This is a genomic window from Paenibacillus sp. sgz302190, assembly GCF_059820445.1.
On sequence record NZ_JBZYAO010000016.1, the window covers coordinates 33092 to 48474 of the forward strand.

Annotated in this window: 16 protein-coding genes; 8 read left to right on the forward strand and 8 right to left on the reverse strand. The window is 54.3% G+C overall.

The features are described from left to right. Positions 1-788 precede the first annotated feature (788 nt). The 5 genes from AC6RNO_RS18520 to AC6RNO_RS18540 form a co-directional block, all read right to left on the reverse strand. The gene (locus AC6RNO_RS18520; protein WP_497106314.1) at positions 789-1214 is read right to left on the reverse strand and encodes a spore germination protein GerPE; all 426 of its coding nucleotides are present in this window, start codon (positions 1212-1214) and stop codon (positions 789-791) included. An 8-nt stretch (positions 1215-1222) separates the two neighbouring features. Continuing rightward, positions 1223-1402, reverse strand: a complete 180-nt coding sequence (locus tag AC6RNO_RS18525) for a spore germination protein GerPD (RefSeq protein WP_474685433.1) — start codon at positions 1400-1402, stop codon at positions 1223-1225. Between the two features lie 3 nt (positions 1403-1405). Continuing rightward, positions 1406-2044, reverse strand: a complete 639-nt coding sequence (gene gerPC / locus AC6RNO_RS18530; RefSeq protein WP_474685432.1) for a spore germination protein GerPC — start codon at positions 2042-2044, stop codon at positions 1406-1408. Positions 2045-2107: 63 nt separating this feature from the next. Continuing rightward, entirely contained in the window at positions 2108-2317 is a 210-nt protein-coding gene (locus AC6RNO_RS18535; protein WP_474685431.1) for a spore germination protein GerPB, read from the reverse strand. 1 nt (position 2318) lies between these two features. Continuing rightward, positions 2319-2543: a spore germination protein gene (locus AC6RNO_RS18540; protein ID WP_474685430.1), complete on the reverse strand. Its 225-nt coding sequence runs from the start codon at positions 2541-2543 to the stop codon at positions 2319-2321. A gap of 130 nt (positions 2544-2673) precedes the next feature. On the opposite strand from AC6RNO_RS18540, the gene AC6RNO_RS18545 reads away from it, so the two are divergent. After that, entirely contained in the window at positions 2674-3135 is a 462-nt protein-coding gene (locus tag AC6RNO_RS18545; protein ID WP_488436891.1) for an Hsp20/alpha crystallin family protein, read from the forward strand. 78 nt (positions 3136-3213) lie between these two features. Here AC6RNO_RS18545 and AC6RNO_RS18550 read toward each other — a convergent pair whose 3' ends face one another. From AC6RNO_RS18550 to AC6RNO_RS18560, 3 genes are all read right to left on the reverse strand, one after another. Continuing rightward, positions 3214-3714: an NlpC/P60 family protein gene (locus AC6RNO_RS18550; protein ID WP_497106315.1), complete on the reverse strand. Its 501-nt coding sequence runs from the start codon at positions 3712-3714 to the stop codon at positions 3214-3216. Between the two features lie 161 nt (positions 3715-3875). Further along, positions 3876-5237: an ATP-binding protein gene (locus tag AC6RNO_RS18555; RefSeq protein WP_497106316.1), complete on the reverse strand. Its 1362-nt coding sequence runs from the start codon at positions 5235-5237 to the stop codon at positions 3876-3878. A gap of 2 nt (positions 5238-5239) precedes the next feature. Further along, on the reverse strand, positions 5240-5986 hold the full coding sequence (locus AC6RNO_RS18560) for a winged helix-turn-helix domain-containing protein (RefSeq protein WP_497106317.1): 747 nt from the start codon (positions 5984-5986) through the stop codon (positions 5240-5242). Positions 5987-6148: 162 nt separating this feature from the next. Here AC6RNO_RS18560 and AC6RNO_RS18565 point away from each other — a divergent pair, with 162 nt between their 5' ends. From AC6RNO_RS18565 to AC6RNO_RS18595, 7 genes are all read left to right on the forward strand, one after another. Continuing rightward, the gene (locus AC6RNO_RS18565; protein ID WP_497106318.1) at positions 6149-7888 is read left to right on the forward strand and encodes a LuxR C-terminal-related transcriptional regulator; all 1740 of its coding nucleotides are present in this window, start codon (positions 6149-6151) and stop codon (positions 7886-7888) included. A 105-nt stretch (positions 7889-7993) separates the two neighbouring features. Continuing rightward, the gene (locus AC6RNO_RS18570; protein WP_497106319.1) at positions 7994-9565 is read left to right on the forward strand and encodes a methyl-accepting chemotaxis protein; all 1572 of its coding nucleotides are present in this window, start codon (positions 7994-7996) and stop codon (positions 9563-9565) included. Between the two features lie 51 nt (positions 9566-9616). Further along, the gene (locus tag AC6RNO_RS18575) at positions 9617-12211 is read left to right on the forward strand and encodes a chemotaxis protein CheW (protein WP_497106320.1); all 2595 of its coding nucleotides are present in this window, start codon (positions 9617-9619) and stop codon (positions 12209-12211) included. A 19-nt stretch (positions 12212-12230) separates the two neighbouring features. Continuing rightward, positions 12231-12572 (forward strand): STAS domain-containing protein, encoded by a 342-nt coding sequence (locus tag AC6RNO_RS18580; RefSeq protein WP_497106321.1) that lies wholly within the window; start codon positions 12231-12233, stop codon positions 12570-12572. A gap of 8 nt (positions 12573-12580) precedes the next feature. After that, on the forward strand, positions 12581-13006 hold the full coding sequence (locus AC6RNO_RS18585; RefSeq protein ID WP_488436886.1) for an ATP-binding protein: 426 nt from the start codon (positions 12581-12583) through the stop codon (positions 13004-13006). Further along, a complete protein-coding gene (locus AC6RNO_RS18590; RefSeq protein ID WP_497106322.1) occupies positions 12981-14291 on the forward strand; it encodes a SpoIIE family protein phosphatase in 1311 nt (436 codons plus the stop codon). The genes AC6RNO_RS18585 and AC6RNO_RS18590 overlap by 26 nt, the downstream gene beginning before the upstream one ends. Positions 14292-14373: 82 nt before the next feature. Beyond that, on the forward strand, positions 14374-14919 hold the full coding sequence (locus AC6RNO_RS18595; RefSeq protein ID WP_474685420.1) for a glutathione peroxidase: 546 nt from the start codon (positions 14374-14376) through the stop codon (positions 14917-14919). The last annotated feature ends 464 nt before the right edge of the window (positions 14920-15383 follow it).

Consider the following 15383-nt stretch of genomic DNA (forward strand, 5'->3'; position numbering starts at 1 on the left):
CCGGCCGCGCGGCCGGCCACGCAAAACCTGCGAAAGCGCAGGTTTTCGCGGTGCAAGCGGCCCGTCCCGTGGAAAAGCCCGCGAAAGTGCAGGCTTTTGCGGTATATACGGCCCGTCCCGAGGAAAAACCTGCGAGAGTGCAGGAATTTCCGGCGTAAGCGGCCCGTCCAGTGGAAAAGCCTGCGAGAGTGCAGGTTTTTGCGGTACAAACGACCCGTTCCGGGAAAAACCTGCAAAAGTGCAGGAATTTCCGGTGTAAACGGCCCGTTCCGGGGAAAAGCCTGCGAAAGTGCAGGAATTTCCGACCAGAACGGGGCCGAGCTGGCATTTCGGCTAAAATACCTGTAGATTTGCAGGAATTATTCGAGGAAAGCACATTAAGCAGCAAAAAGATGTACTTTTGCAGGCTTTTTGAGTTTTTCTGCACATTGCCTACGCTACTTAGCGAGCAAGCATTTCAGGAACGGGCGCCCGTCCGCGTACTCTGTCAGTACTAAGTCTTGCGCCGCTCAAAACGCAGCCCCCGTCCCGCCGCGCCGCCTCCCGCGCCGTCCGCGGTGCCCGCCCCTGGCCCGCCACGCCGCCGCCCGCGCCGCGCCCGGTCCGCGAAGCCTGCCCCCGGCCCGCCGCGCCGTATCCGGTGCCGCGCCCGTCCGCGAAGCCTGCCCCGTCCCGCCATGTCGCCTCCCGTGCCGCGCCCGTCCGCGAAGCCTGCCCCCGGCCCGCCGCGCCGCCTCGGCCTTCGCCTCCGCCCAGACGGCTCGCCTGAGCGATTCCCGCCCGGGCGGTCAGGTCGCGACCGGATCGTCGCCTATTTTGACGAACGTTGTTTTTCCCGGCGGGCCGGGCTTGTTTTGGACGAACTGGCGGATATTTTTGATTCTCGTTTCGGAGCGAATGTTGTGATTGCTCCCGATATGCAGCACTGCGGAAGAAGAGATAGCGAGGATGCGTACGCTGCGAACTTTGATGCAAGATCCGAGGTTATCCGTACATACGCTTGCCGGTCCGTCCGGCTCAGGCTGCGGAAACGGTCTTTCGAAAAGAGGATCGGCCGCGAAGCTGCCCTCATTCCCGTAAAAAATCGGCACTTCCCTTTGGACGGCAAAAACCCCGGTTTTCAAAATCATGTTCACGCTGTCACCCACCTGCATGACGCTTCCCGAACCGACTTCGTTATTGTAGACCCAATCTACGATCGATAGCCGCGCCATCCTTTCGCCTACCTTTCTCCGGCAAGCGGAACGAGGGGGCTGATAATGACCGATTCCGGCGGAGTGTCGAACATGGAGGATAAGGAGACGTTAACCGTGTCCCCGATCAAAAACACCGAGGAACTGGAAACGCCGATAATGCGCACATCGCCGACGCACAACTGTTTGTTTTCAACATGAAAATCCATCGGTCAATCACTATCCTTTCGCGGCAAGTTGGAAATATACGTTTCAATGGCGCTCAAAATATCCTGTTTGGTGCGTTCGAAAATGTTGGCCGTAACGGCTTCCAACGGCTGATCGAACCCGACGCTGCGGTATTGGCTGACGTAGTGCCGAATCCGGGTTTCAATCTGTTTGCGGATGTCATCCAAAATCATATCCCGGAAGCCGTCTTCCAGCGGATACTGGTATTTCTCCTCTATGCCGAGCATATCGGCCTGTACATCTTTCTTCAGATACTGTTCGATCCCGCTGGACACCTGCTGCTCAAGGCCGGAATCCGGAGGAACCTCCTCGGGAAACGAATCTTTGCCGCCGGCTCCGCCACCTGCCCCGAAGGACTTGCCGTTCACGCTGAAGTCGTCGATCGCATCCATGGATGCCGGACTGATCCCGATGGTCAGCGTTCCGTCCAGCTTTTCGACTTTGAGCTGGTCGAAGTGGTATTCGATCTTGTCAATGTGCACCCGTTTTTGATCTTTCAGCTCTTTCAGCTCCGTTTGCAGCTTCGCGACGCTTTGCTCCAGTTTGTCGATGCGCTGCTTTTGCGCCTCAATGTAATTGCACAACTGCTGTGTCCATTGCTGCCAGGTTATGGGCTTTTGCATCCGAGTAAGCACCTCTTTTTACCACATCGGTATGTAAGGCTTTTTGACAATTGCCGGTATCCGTCATGCCGGCGAGGGCAGAGGAACCAGGGACACCGGATTCGTAGCGGTCTGCCCAAGCTGCGGGGCAGGTTCGACAAACCCGCCGGTGTTATATAAATTGGAGAGGGATCGGATAGATCCGGCGCTGCCGATTTGTAGAACGGATGAGTTGGATACGGAATTGACTCGCAGATGCTGAATGAGTATGGTTTGGTGTATCGTCCAGTTCATGCTAAATGATCACCCCGTTTGCAGTAGTATCGATCAGATCGGGATCGTTGGTTACGGTATTGCTGAGCGCGTTGAAAACGCTAGGGAAATCCCCGGTGTTAAAGGAACCCGCACCGGCAAAAGTTTTGGATGAGCTGGTAGGAGATATAATCACGCAATCGCCGAAATGGATGACGGAGCTGGGACCTACGGACAGTATCTTTACGTTTCCTACGATAGACGGCATGTTCGCTCTCCCCCGATTCAGGCTCTATTGCTTTTAGTATATGTGGGTATCCGCCCAGAGGTACCTTTATAGATCGGTGTCACATGCGCATACCACGCACATATACTGTAGGGAAAATGAGGTGATGAGCTTGAACGGGTTTAATCGCCACCCTTGGTTGAAGTGGGAGCAGCTTGAAAAATTTTTAGGGCAAAAGCTGCCTTTTCGCGAAAATGGGCAGACCTTTCTAGATAATATGACGTGGGTTGAAGGATATGTACAGGACACGCTGAAAAAAGCGATGCACGGCTTGGACGCCACCGTTGCGTCCACTGCCCGAGCCGATGCTTCCGACATTTTTGAAACGCACGATCATGTTATCGTCAAGGTGAGGCTTCCTAAGGATGAGAATCCGAGAGCGCTGCAAGTGTTTGTCAAATCCGACCATATTAAGGTGACAGGTACTTTGGACGGTAAAGACCGTGTCATCAAGCTGCCTTCCATGGTGATACCGAAGACGGCGAGAGTGCGGTACAGGGAGAGGCTGATGCAGGTTCAGGTACGCAAGCGCGGTCTCAAGGAAGGCTACCATGAGGCGTTTATCCGCTTCTAGGAAATTGAGCCCCGGCGGCATATCCGCGAAACGCAAACACCCTTAGGGGCTAGCCCTAAGGGTGTACTGGTGAGGTGATTACAAAACGCGGCGCGCCGTCATGTAACGCGAGGACCACGTTCCGCTGCTCATCTTCGTGATGCGGACTCCGCCTGCTCCGTACGTATGCAGCAGGGTGCCGTTCCCCATGTAGATCGCGACATGGTGGATAACGCCCGGTTTGCCGGGATTGGAGAAGAAAACAAGATCGCCTGGCTGCAGATTGCTTCTTGAAACATACTTGCCTACGTGAGATTGCTGCTGAGAGGTCCGGGGCAGATTAACGCCGACCTTCTTAAATACGTACTGGGTAAAAGACGAACAGTCGAATGTTCTCGTCTGTCCCGATTTGGCCCCGAACTGATACGGAGTGCCTAAATAATGCTTGCCGATGGAGATGACCTGACTGGCTTTGGAAGATGAAGAGGTTACCGCCGCCTCGGCCGCATGAGGGGCGCCGACCATTCCCGCAGATATCCCTATTGAAACTGTCATTGCTGCAACGAGCAGTTTTTTGTATACTTTCTGTTGGTTTTTCATAACGTCCTCCTTGAGCTTTGTTGTGTGGTGATCGCTTCACCTAAGCCCAAGTATAGCAGATGAAAAACCGCCTATAATTTACCGGACAAGCCTGTACGGCCCGAGAGAGTAGGAGCCGGAAGCAATTCTGAGAGAATGATGAGAGTTGTCTGATAATATTTTTATTGACACGATCTTGGCAGCTTCACGGTGACGGTCGTCCCTTCGCCCGGCCGGCTGCTGAAGGCAATGGCGCCTTCGTGCGATTTGACGATGTTCGCCGCGATGGCCAGCCCCAGTCCCGCTCCTCCCAGCCTGCGGCTGCGGGCTTTGTCGGTGCGGTAAAAGCGGTCGAACAAGTGCGGCAAATCCTCTTCGGCGATGCCGATTCCCTGATCGATGACTTTGATCGCAAGAAGGTTAACCGTTTCTTCCTCAATGTTCACGATGACGGTTTTGGAGCTGTATTTCAAGGCATTGTCGAGCAAAATAACGAGCAGCTGCTTGATTCTGTAAGGGTCGCCCGTCATTTCGAGCCGCTCGGCCGCGCATTTGATTTCGATCTCCCGGCCGGAGGTGACGCGCAGCGAAGCGGCCGTTGACTGGACGAGCGGAACCAGGTCATAAGTTTCCCCGTCCTTGCAATGATCTTTCTCCGTCTCGATCAGGGAGAGAAGATGGCGGGTCAGCCGCTTGAGCTGGGCGCTTTCCGATAAGATGGCCTCGATGGCCTCGTCGCGCAGCTTGGCGTCGCTGAAAGCCCAGCGGCGCAGCAGGCTGGCGTAGCTCTCAATAATGGTAAGCGGCGTGCGAAGCTCATGGGAAGCATCGGCCAGAAACTGTTCCTGTTTCTGAAACGTCTCCTCCAGCCTGTCTATCATCCGGTTGAACGTGCCGCCCAGCAGCGCCAATTCGTCGGGATCTTTCTTCTCGCTCAGCTCGATGCGGCGGAACGTTCCGCTTTTCTCGATATTTTGCATAGTTGCGATCAATTGCTGCAAAGGACGGAAAATCGCATTCGTATAAAAATAGCCGCCGCAAATCGCCACGATCAAGGCGCCTATGGATGTCAGCAGCAAAATGGAAATCAGAGTGCTGGAATATTCCCCTAATTTATCGAGGCTGCGGCCGATTTCCAAAGTGGCGATCTGCTTTCCCTGATCGAATACCGGAGTTCGCACGAACACGAAAATGCCGTCGCTCGCCTGCTTGGTGGACACACTTTCCCGCGAGACATACACGGGCTTGTAGCTGAGCAGCCTTTGGTCGGAATAAATTTGATATTTGACCGTTCCGTCCTGTATCACATAGCGGATCATTTCCTGGGGGATCAACAGTTCGTCCAGATGATTCGTGCCGGTCCAATATTCCGGGTGATGCGGCAAATCCCGCTGCAGCAGCGTATGGGCTTTTTCTTTTAGCAGTTCAAGCTCGCCGCTCGTTGTAATGCGGATAAACATGAAGTAGACGAACGTAAAGCTCAGGAAAAGGATGACCGCCAGCCCCGCCGTTACCCAAGCGGTGATTTTTAATTTCAGGCTCATGGTCAGGAAGACTCTTCAGAGGGCGGCTCAGCGTCCTGATCCTCGGAATTTTTATCCCCCGGCTCCGCCTTAAGCATATATCCGACTCCCCGTATCGTATGAATCAGCTTGGACGCAAACGGTTTGTCCACCTTTTGGCGCAAGTAGCGGATGTACACATCCACAACGTTCGTATCCCCGATAAAATCGTATCCCCAAACCTCGGAAATGATTTGTTCCCTTGACATGACTTCATCCTGGTGGCGGATCAGGAAACGCAAAAGATCGAACTCCGTCGGCGTCAGCTCAATCGGGCTTCCCTCGCGCTGGACGGCTCTGCTCCGCAAATCCATCGTCAGGCTGTCCACTCTCAACAGATGGTCCTGCTCGGGCTGTTCCTGCAGAGTCTTCTGGCGCAGCAGGCTGCGGATTCGCGCAAGCAGCTCTTCGATGGCGAAAGGCTTGATGATATAGTCGTTCGCTCCCTGATCCAGCCCGCTAACCCGATCGGGAACGGCGTCCCTGGCGGTAAGCAGGATGATGGGAAGCGTGGCGTTCACCTGCCTGACCCGCCGCAGCACTTCCAGGCCGCTCATTCCCGGGAGCATGATATCCAGCAAAATCAGATCCCAACTACTGCCCGCGAACGCGGTCTGCAGCCCCAGCTTTCCGTCGTTTTCCACCTGCACCGAGTAGCCTTCATGTTCCAGTTCCAACTGAAGCACTCTTGCGATGCGCTGCTCGTCTTCGATAAGCAAAATTCGACTCATACGGACCGAATCACTCCCGGTATCTAGTAGCTTTATTATTTTCTACATTCCCGATTGCATACGCCGCTTTGGGCAATTGACAGGTATTGCCTTAAAAAGCAGGGATACCTTTTGGACGGACGGAATTTGTAGGGTAGAGAATATAAAAGAGAGGCGCTGACAGTGACGACGAATCAGGCATGCAAGCTGCAACATCTGCAGGATGCTTATGCATCTTTATGCGGATTGACGCTCATTTTGATTGATCCGGCCGGCCGCAATATGACGGAGCCTTCCGGACCGATTCAGCTTCCCAGAATGTTATGGGAGGCTCCTTTAATTATGAAAAACAAGGCTCTGGACGATACGATGGAACGTGTGCAAACCGTGCAAAGACCGATCGTGTATGAAAGCGAGGACGGCATCAAAATTATTGTGGCGCCTGTTCTCGTGCAGGAACGGGCGGTTTGTTTTTTGCTTGCCGGCGCCTGGCTGGATGCGCGGAACAAGGAGCTTGTCAAGCGCATAGTCACCGAATCCGCCGCTGCGGCCAACAAAGAGCTGTGGGAGCAAGCTGTGGAGGAGGCCCCGTCCTTGTCCGCTCCCGAAGTGGAAGGCGCGCTGGAGAAACTGGTCGTCATGACGGATATGATCAGCGACATGTTCGAGACGAGGGACAGGGTGAAAGCGCATGCCAACCGGCTTCAGCTGCTTCGCGTGCTGAGTCTTTTGAATGGCCGGGACGATGCCTGGCTGCGCAGTATACTGGATATTTTCGTGAAAATCACCGAGCTGCAGTTCGCCGGATTTGCGGTGAAATCCGGGGGCGAGCAGTACGTCGTTGCCGAGACGTCCGGCACCGGTACGGATCATAAGCGGCTGCAAGGGGCTCATTTTTATATGGGTGAGGGGCTGCTGGGGCAAGTGGCTTTGACGCAGATTATGGGATACTGGGAGGATATTGCGGAAGATCCCAGGGCTTCGATTTTCACGTGGCGGGGCTTGGTTCCGCGATTCATCATTTGCTATCCCGTCAAGTATAACGGGCGGCTGTACGGGCTGTTGTTTGGCGGCAGCGCCGCGGGCGGTTCCGGCATGTCGGAGGAATTGGCCGATATGGGCGGCATTTTGGCCGGGCAAATGGCCTCCGAAATCCACTACAGCCACATGCAGAAGGAAATGGACAAGAAGCGGTACCAGGAGCGAGCTCTGCTGGAGCTTTCTCAAGGATTGATTGACGTTCATGAGCATAAGACCGCATACAAATGGATCGTCGAGACGATTTTTCGTGACACGGATGCGAAATTTGTCGCTTTTCAGCAGCAAAATACAATCGTGTACGCGCTGGACGGCGATGAGGGGCAGCTGACAAAAGCATTTGCCGAAATGATCGCCGAACGCGGCACCATGTCCGCTTTCCGCAAAACGATGACGAGCCGCTGGCGGGGCACGGAGCTGCTTGAACTCCCCTTGGTCGTGCGGGGGGAACCGTTTGGCGCGCTTGCGGCTGCTTTTGAGCAAGGGCACGATGTCAAAGAAGTGCTCTACTTTTTCCATATGGCCGGCAGTCTGCTGGTTCATATGATGGGAAGCGGGCCCAAAGATGCCGGCGCCAAGGAGTGCATAGGAACAAATTCCTATGCGGAAAGCCCAGGTCTCGCCAATAAGCTGCCGGCAGACGGACTTCCGGCGCAGGCCGAGGCGGGCTCGTCCCGCCGTTTTTACGGCAAGCTGACCTCCCGGGAGGCGGAAGTGCTTGATTTGGCGGTGCAGGGCCTGAACAACACGGAGATAGCCAAAGTCCTTTTTATAAGCGCCCATACCGTCAAAAATCATATGACCAAAATATATGAAAAGCTCGAAGTCGCCGACAGGCCGCAGGCGCTGGCGAAATATTTTCAGGCGTTAGGAAATTATTCCTAGATCCGTTCATAGTACATAAGGCCCAAAACAGGAGCCGCAGGGGATGTTCCGAAGCATGGTTTTCACCTCAAAATAGAAGCTATAAAGATGAGGGAGGAAACCAGAATGAGATTCACGATTCGTTTCAAGCTGTTATCTAGCTTTTTAGCGGTTATTGTGCTTTTGATTGCAACGGGAATCACCTCTATTGTGGGGATGAACGCCATGGGCAACAAAGCCGGAGATGTGAAAGATTCATATATGCCGAGCATTGTGGCGCTTTCCAAAATGAAAGAGAACGTTCTGGACACCAGGGGATGGATGCTCCGGTATATTGTGGATAACGATGCCGCCGGCAGGGCCAAAGCGGAGAAGACGATAAGCGACAATCTGGAGCTGCAAAAGGCGATTCAACGCGAGTACGAGCCGACCATTACGTCGCCGGAAGAGCGGGGCTATTACAATGAATTTGCGAAAAGCTGGAATGCGTATACCGATCAAATACCCGGCATCATTCAGGCGAGCAAGGACAATAACGTCACGCGGGCTAACGAGCTGCTGCGGATTGCCATCGCGGATATAACGAAAGCTTCGGAGATGTTGAACAAAAACGTAGATCTGAACAATAACGGGGCTGTCGCTTCTATTGACGCTTCGGTAGACAGTTATCTTCAGGGACGAACCATCGTTATTATTCTCGTTGCGGCCGCAAGTATTATCGCCATCGTCTTGGCGCTGATGATTTCGCAATCGGTAGCGAGCGCGGTCCAAAAGCTTGTCGCCTCGCTGCGCAAAATCGCATCCGGCGACTTGCGGGAGCAGGTGGAGGTGCGCTCCAGAGACGAAATGGGTCAACTGGGAGCCTCGCTGAACGAAACGACGGAAAAGCTGCGCAGGCTGATCGGCGATATTATGACTTCGGCGCAAAGTCTGGCGGCGGCTTCCGAGCAAATTTCCGCCAGTTCGCAAGAAATTGCCGGCGGAACGACAACGCAGGCGTCTGCGGCACAGACGATCAACGAGCTGTTCAAGGATTTGTCCCGGGCGATCGAATCCGTAGCGCGAAGCGCGGAGACGGCTTCCGAGCTGTCCAATAATACGCGAGTGGGGGCGGAACAGGGCGGCAAAGTCGTCCAGGCTTCGATGGACGGGATACAGCAGTTGAACAGGCAGATGTCCCTGCTCAAGGAGGACTCGATCAAGATCGGGGACATTATCGAGGTGATCGATGAAATTGCCGAGCAGACGAATTTGCTGGCGTTGAATGCGGCCATCGAAGCGGCCAGGGCGGGCGAGCAGGGCCGCGGATTCGCCGTAGTGGCCGATGAAGTGCGCAAGCTGGCCGAGCGGAGCTCTTCGGCTACGAAGCAGATCGGCCAGATCATCAGCGGGATGCAGGATAATACGGAGAACAGCGTCAGAGCGCTGGCCGGCACGGTGGAGATGTCGCATCAGACCGGCGATGCGCTGAGCAGCATCATCGGCAAGGTGAACGAGACGGCGCATCAAGTGGCGGAAATCGCCGCCGCGAGCGAGGAGCAGGCGGCCCAGTCTTCCGAGGTGCTCGGCGCCATCGAAGCGATCGCGTCCGCAAGCGAAGAAGCTGCTGCGGCGGCGGAAGAGACAGCTTCCTCCGCGCAATCGCTGGCTTTGCTCGCCGAAGATCTCAACCGCTCCGTGGCGTTGTTTAAAATCTAGCATGCATTTTGAACATAGGGCAGATTTTGGAGACGGGGAGGGATCGGCAGGATGGATAATATGAATTCGGCATACCTCGGCGTTTATTTGGACGAACTGGAAGAGCAGCTTCAAGTGCTGGACGAAGAATGCCTGCGGCTGGAGCAGCACGGGGCGACGACCGATACGATACAGCGCATGTTCCGCGCCGCACACACGCTGAAGGGCTCTGCGGCGGCGATGGGCTTTCATGCGATTCAAGATGTTACCCACAATATTGAGAGCGTGTTTGACGGCATCCGCAGCGGCAAGCTGGCTGTCGGCGCGGAATTGATCAATACGGTATTTGCCGCTCTGGACGTGCTGAGATCGCTCAAAGGTTCCATAGCGTCAGGCAAGCTTGACTCCATCGAAGTCGGCCCCGTCCTGGAGCAATTGAAGCGCTATGGGGCGGGAGCGGAGTCCGCGGAGGCGCATCCGCCGGCGGCGGCGTTCCAAGGCGCTGGGGCAGAACGGAACAGCGACGATAATCCATTGGCTGAACTGGACGAGTACCAGCAGGAAGCGGCCAATCGAGCGCTTGAGGGCGGGTATAAAGTACAGGCGGTTTCCGCCCGGCTGCAGCCCGATGCGGAGATGAAGCATATTCGCGCACTGCTCATCCATAACCAATTGAAGGAATTGGGCGAGATTATCGCAGCCTTTCCCGACGCGGCGACGCTGGAGCAGGACGAGAACTTTCAAGGCAGCCTTGTGTTTGTTCTGGTCACGATGGAGGCCGAACCGGCGATTGCGCACAGCATGAACCAGATTGCGCAAATAGCGGAATTCCATATTCGGTCGATTGAGCCTTCTCGTGCCGAGACCTCTGTGCAGCAATCGCCGCCCGCTGCGGCCGCTCCTGCCGAACCGAAGGAAGAAACGGCCGGCGAGAGCGCCGAGAAGCAAGCAGGCGAACCGGAGGCCAAGGTGAAAGTCAACCAGACGGTCCGCGTCGATGTAGAGCGCCTGGAGCGTCTGCTGAATTACGTTGGAGAGCTGCTCATTGACAACACCCGGCTGCACGAGGTGAAAAACAGGCTGCACATGCAGTACCAGGAGGACGACGATGTCATGCTTCTGAACGATATCGCCGGCCGCTTCAGCCGTGTGATCAGCGAGCTGCAGGACGGCATGATGAAAACCCGGATGCTGCCCATCGAGCAGTTGTTCAACCGTTTTCCCAGAGTCGTCAGGGATATCGGCCAGAAGGCGGGCAAAGAGATCGAATTTCTGATCGAAGGCAAAGAAACGGAGCTTGACCGCACCTTGATCGAAGAACTGGGCGATCCGATTTTGCACATTTTGCGCAATGCGGCCGACCACGGGCTGGAAGGACCGGCGGAACGGCTTCAGCTCGGCAAGCCGGCCAAAGGGCGAATTACGCTCAAAGCCGCCCATCAGGAAAATCAGATCGTCATTACGATTGCCGACGACGGGCGCGGCATAGACCCGCAAAAAATTAAAAGCTCAGCCGTCAAAAAAGGCTTTATCACCGAAGAGGACGCAGCCCGGATGACGGACCGGGAGCTCGTATTTCTCATTTTTCATTCCGGCTTCTCGACGGCGGCTTCGGTCACGGACATATCCGGACGCGGCGTAGGCATGGACATCGTGCGCTCACAAATCGAAAAGCTGAACGGCGTCATCGGGATCGACACGACTCTCGGGGGCGGCACCGTATTCACGATCAAGCTGCCGCTGACGCTTGCCATTATCCGTTCTCTCCTGATTAAACTGCACAATCAGACTTTTGCCGTGCCGCTTGTCAACGTGATTGAAATTTTGCGGCTTTCGCCGGGCGATATCCGCCGTCTCCAGGGCCAGGAGGTGTGCCTAATCCGCGGGGCGGTATTCCCGCTCGTGCGGCTCCACCGGAAGCTCGGCATTCAGCATTCATCTTCGACAACCCCGAAGCGGTTGTTCGTCGTCATGCTTGGCGTTGCCGACAAGCGGGTATGCGTGGCGGTGGACGGTCTCGTGGGCAACCAGGAGATCGTAATCAAATCGCTCGGTGCTTACATAGGCAACGTTCCTTTCATTTCCGGCTCTACGATTCTCGGCAACGGGAATGTGGCGCTGATACTCGATGTAGGCTCGCTCGTCCGGGAAGAGGGCTCGATTCCGGTGTCAGGCCCATCCGAGCTTCTGCCTGGAGAAGACGGTCAACAGGAAGAACGGCAGCTGGTCACGTTCAAGGTGGAGGAAGGCCAGTATGCGCTGGATATTCAACAAGTCAAAGAAATTATTACCGTTCCTTATATAACACGGGTCGTTGCCTCGTCCGATCATATGCTCGGCATTATCAAGCTGCGCGGCCAGACTATGCCGGTATGGGATCTGCGGTCTTTTTTCCGGCTGCCGCCCCTTGCCCAAACGGATAAAACCCGCATCGTCGTGGTGGAGATGCACGGAACGGAATTTGGCATTCGCGTGGACGCGGTGACGGAGGTTATCAAAATCCGCCGGGAGGAGCTTGGCCCTATACCTAAGGAACTGACAGACCCGGAACGCGATATTATCGATCTTGTCTACGAGCGGGAAGGCCGCTTTGTCATGCTGTTGAAATTGGAACGAATCGTATCGCTGCAGCGGTTGGAGCGTCATGAGTCTCATGCTTTTGCATAAAGAAAGGACTGGCCTGCAGATGAGAATCGAAACGGTGGATGGAATTGAACTGCTCATTTGGCAGCAGGATATCACGCTTAAAAATGTCGATGACTTCCGCGCCGCCGTCAACAAGCTGGCCGAAGGAAGCGGCGACAAGCTCATCGTGGATTTATACGGCGCAGCCTACCTGAATAGCGCGGCGTTGGGCGTCATCGCCGATGCGGCGCTCTCGGCGGAAAGCCGGGGCAAGGAGCTCGTTATTTCCGGCGTGCGTGCGGCGGTCGCGGAAATTTTGGCGATCGTCCGTTTCGAGACGTTCATGAACATCTTTGCCAGCCTCGAGGAGGCGCGCGCCTATTACGGCAATGGGAAAGGATGATCGTATCCTTGGCGCAGGTCTGCAAGCGTTTGGCGATCGGCAGCAAAGAAGAGATTTTGACGGCTATGCAAATTTCCGCAGAAATGGCCGCTGCCGCCAATATAACGGGCACCAGGGCGGCCCTCCTGAAGCTGGCCACGGAAGAGGCGTGTATGAACGCTTGGGAGTATGGCGGTTTGGCGTCCGCGCGGTCTTTTGTCGTGCAGTGGCTGTTGGACCGGGAGCAGCTCGAAATCAGCGTCATTCAGCCCAAATACAGCGGCTTCGGGCTCCCTGCCGGATACGCGCCTAACCGGAGCGGCCGCGGCCGGGGGCTTGTTCTGATTCAAGGCATCATGGACGAGGTGGGGTTGTATCATCAGCGGGCTTATACCGCCCTATGGATGAGAATGAACAGAGGAGATTGCGATGTTGAAACAGACTCCGATTTTTAAACTGTCCGGCGATGGGGGGAAATACCGGCTGACGGCGAAGGTATCGCTCTTGCTTTTGGCATTGTGCTTCTTCATCCCGATGGAATCGTTATATCATGCGGTCATTCAAATTGTTCTGTTTGTTCTCATTCTCGCGTTCGTAAGATTCGAACCGGCGGCACAGCCGCTGGGCAGCCGCAAACGGGCGCATATGGAGATTCCGCTGGAAGAAATACTGGGAAATATCGATGCTCATCTTTATTCTTATGACATTTCCCGGCAAAAGATCGTGGCGGTATCTCCGTCGTCCGAAAGGCTGCACGGCTATCCGTTCGAAACTTTTGTGAAAAATCCCGATTTCTGGCTTGAGCTGATCTACCCCGATGACGTTCCCCTGCTCAGTCTGGAAGCTATCCGTTCGGCGGGCAAGGCCCCTTATGTGTGCAGCTTTCGCATTATACATGCCAGCGGCGCCATCAAATGGGTCGATTCCAGAATGTACTCGGAGTTCGACGACAGCGGCAGCCTGCTGATGATCAAAGGCATCCTTCTGGATATGACCGGGCAAAAAGCGGCGGAAGAAGTGCGCAAGAAAGATTTGGAGCTTGCCACACTCGTGCAGCAAAGCGTGCTCAGCCCGCCGCTTCGGAACGATGCCATATCGATTCTAGGCAAATACGCGCCTTCCCACTATCTCGGGGGAGATATGTATGCGTGGTATCAGCTCGACGACCATCGCTACGGCATTATTATTATCGATGTCATGGGCAGCGGGGTAGCATCGTCGCTGATCAGCATGTCGATCCGCTCGCTGCTGGAAGGAATTATCCGCAAATGCAAAGAGCCCGAGATCGTCATCAAAGAGCTGAACGTCCACATGTACAAGTTGTTCCGCGCCGCGAGCAGTCCCAAGCATTTCTTTTTTACAGCGCTTTACACAGTGATCGATACGGAACGCAAATGCTTGGAATACATTAATGCCGGCCACACCTCGGGGTTTGTGGTAGTTGCGGACAAGGAGGTCAAGGAGCTTGGATCAACCTGCGTACCTATCGGCCTGATACCGGAGCTTCAGCCGATGAAGCAGACGCTGCATTATGCCGGTCCGGCGCGCCTGGTGCTGTATACGGACGGCTTGATCGAATCCCCGGGCGTATCCATGAAGCTCAAGCAGGAGGAGCTGAAGGCGATGCTGAGAGCCGGTACAGAGGTTTCTTTGCCGTTATTTCTGGAGCAGATGCTGCAAATCAAAGGGAAAGATTGCCCGAATCCGGATGACGTGTGCATGGTGGGGGCCGATTTATAACAGGGAGTTTGACAATCTTATTTAGGTTTTGTAAAATTAAATTGCGTAAAATTTAAATGACGAACCGTGGGAGATGATGGGGATGAGCGTTCACGAATATGAAGCCAAAAGCATTCGCGGCACTGATGTCCGGTTGGAGCAGTATAAGGGGAAAGTTGTGCTGATCGTGAATACGGCGAGCAAATGCGGTTTTACCTCGCAATATTCCGATTTGCAAAAGCTGTATGAGAAGTACCGGGAACAAGACTTCGTCATTCTCGGTTTTCCTTGCAACCAGTTCGGGGGGCAGGAGCCGGCAGCGAACGAGGACGTACATGTATTTTGCCAACTGAATTATGGCGTAACGTTTCCGCTTTTTGAAAAGCTGGAAGTCCGCGGGGAAGGGAAGCATCCGCTGTTTGCTTACTTGACGGAACAGGCGCCGTTCAAAGGGTTCGATCAGAGCCAGCCGTCAGGCAAAATGCTGCATTCGATGTTCGCCGAGAAGATGCCCGAGCAGCTTCTCGATAACGAGATCAAGTGGAACTTTACGAAGTTTTTGGTGGACCGCGACGGGCGTGTCGTCGATCGCTTCGAACCGCCTGTCGATCCTAAGGACGTCGGGCCTGCTATCGAAGCGCTGCTGTAAATAGGTCAAACAAGAAAGCAGCTAATTTTATTAATTAACAGGGTATGTGCTTAGAACGTATACGAGTCACACTATTTTATATGATGTGACACAATAAAATAGCCCGCCTGAACTTGTATGTCGTTCAGGCGGGCTTTTATTTCGATAATCAGCCGCTCACCCATTAAGCTATTGGGCAGGATTCTTTGAAAAATTACATTAAGGAAATAGATAACCAACTTTGAACTTTAACACTTGTGGGTAATTATTACAATTTGGAGGGATTATTTATGCAAAGTAAAGAAGAGTTGATAAAGGAAATTTTCATCACTTATTCTGCTTGTTCAATCATTAAAGCAGTATAGCGGAATAAACAAGACTGGAATTCCGTAAAATGATGGAACTTTTGTGAGGTTGAATGTCTGATAATAGTAACATACAGCAGGTGGTTCAATGAAAATAATCACGAAACCTAGCCTGAAACT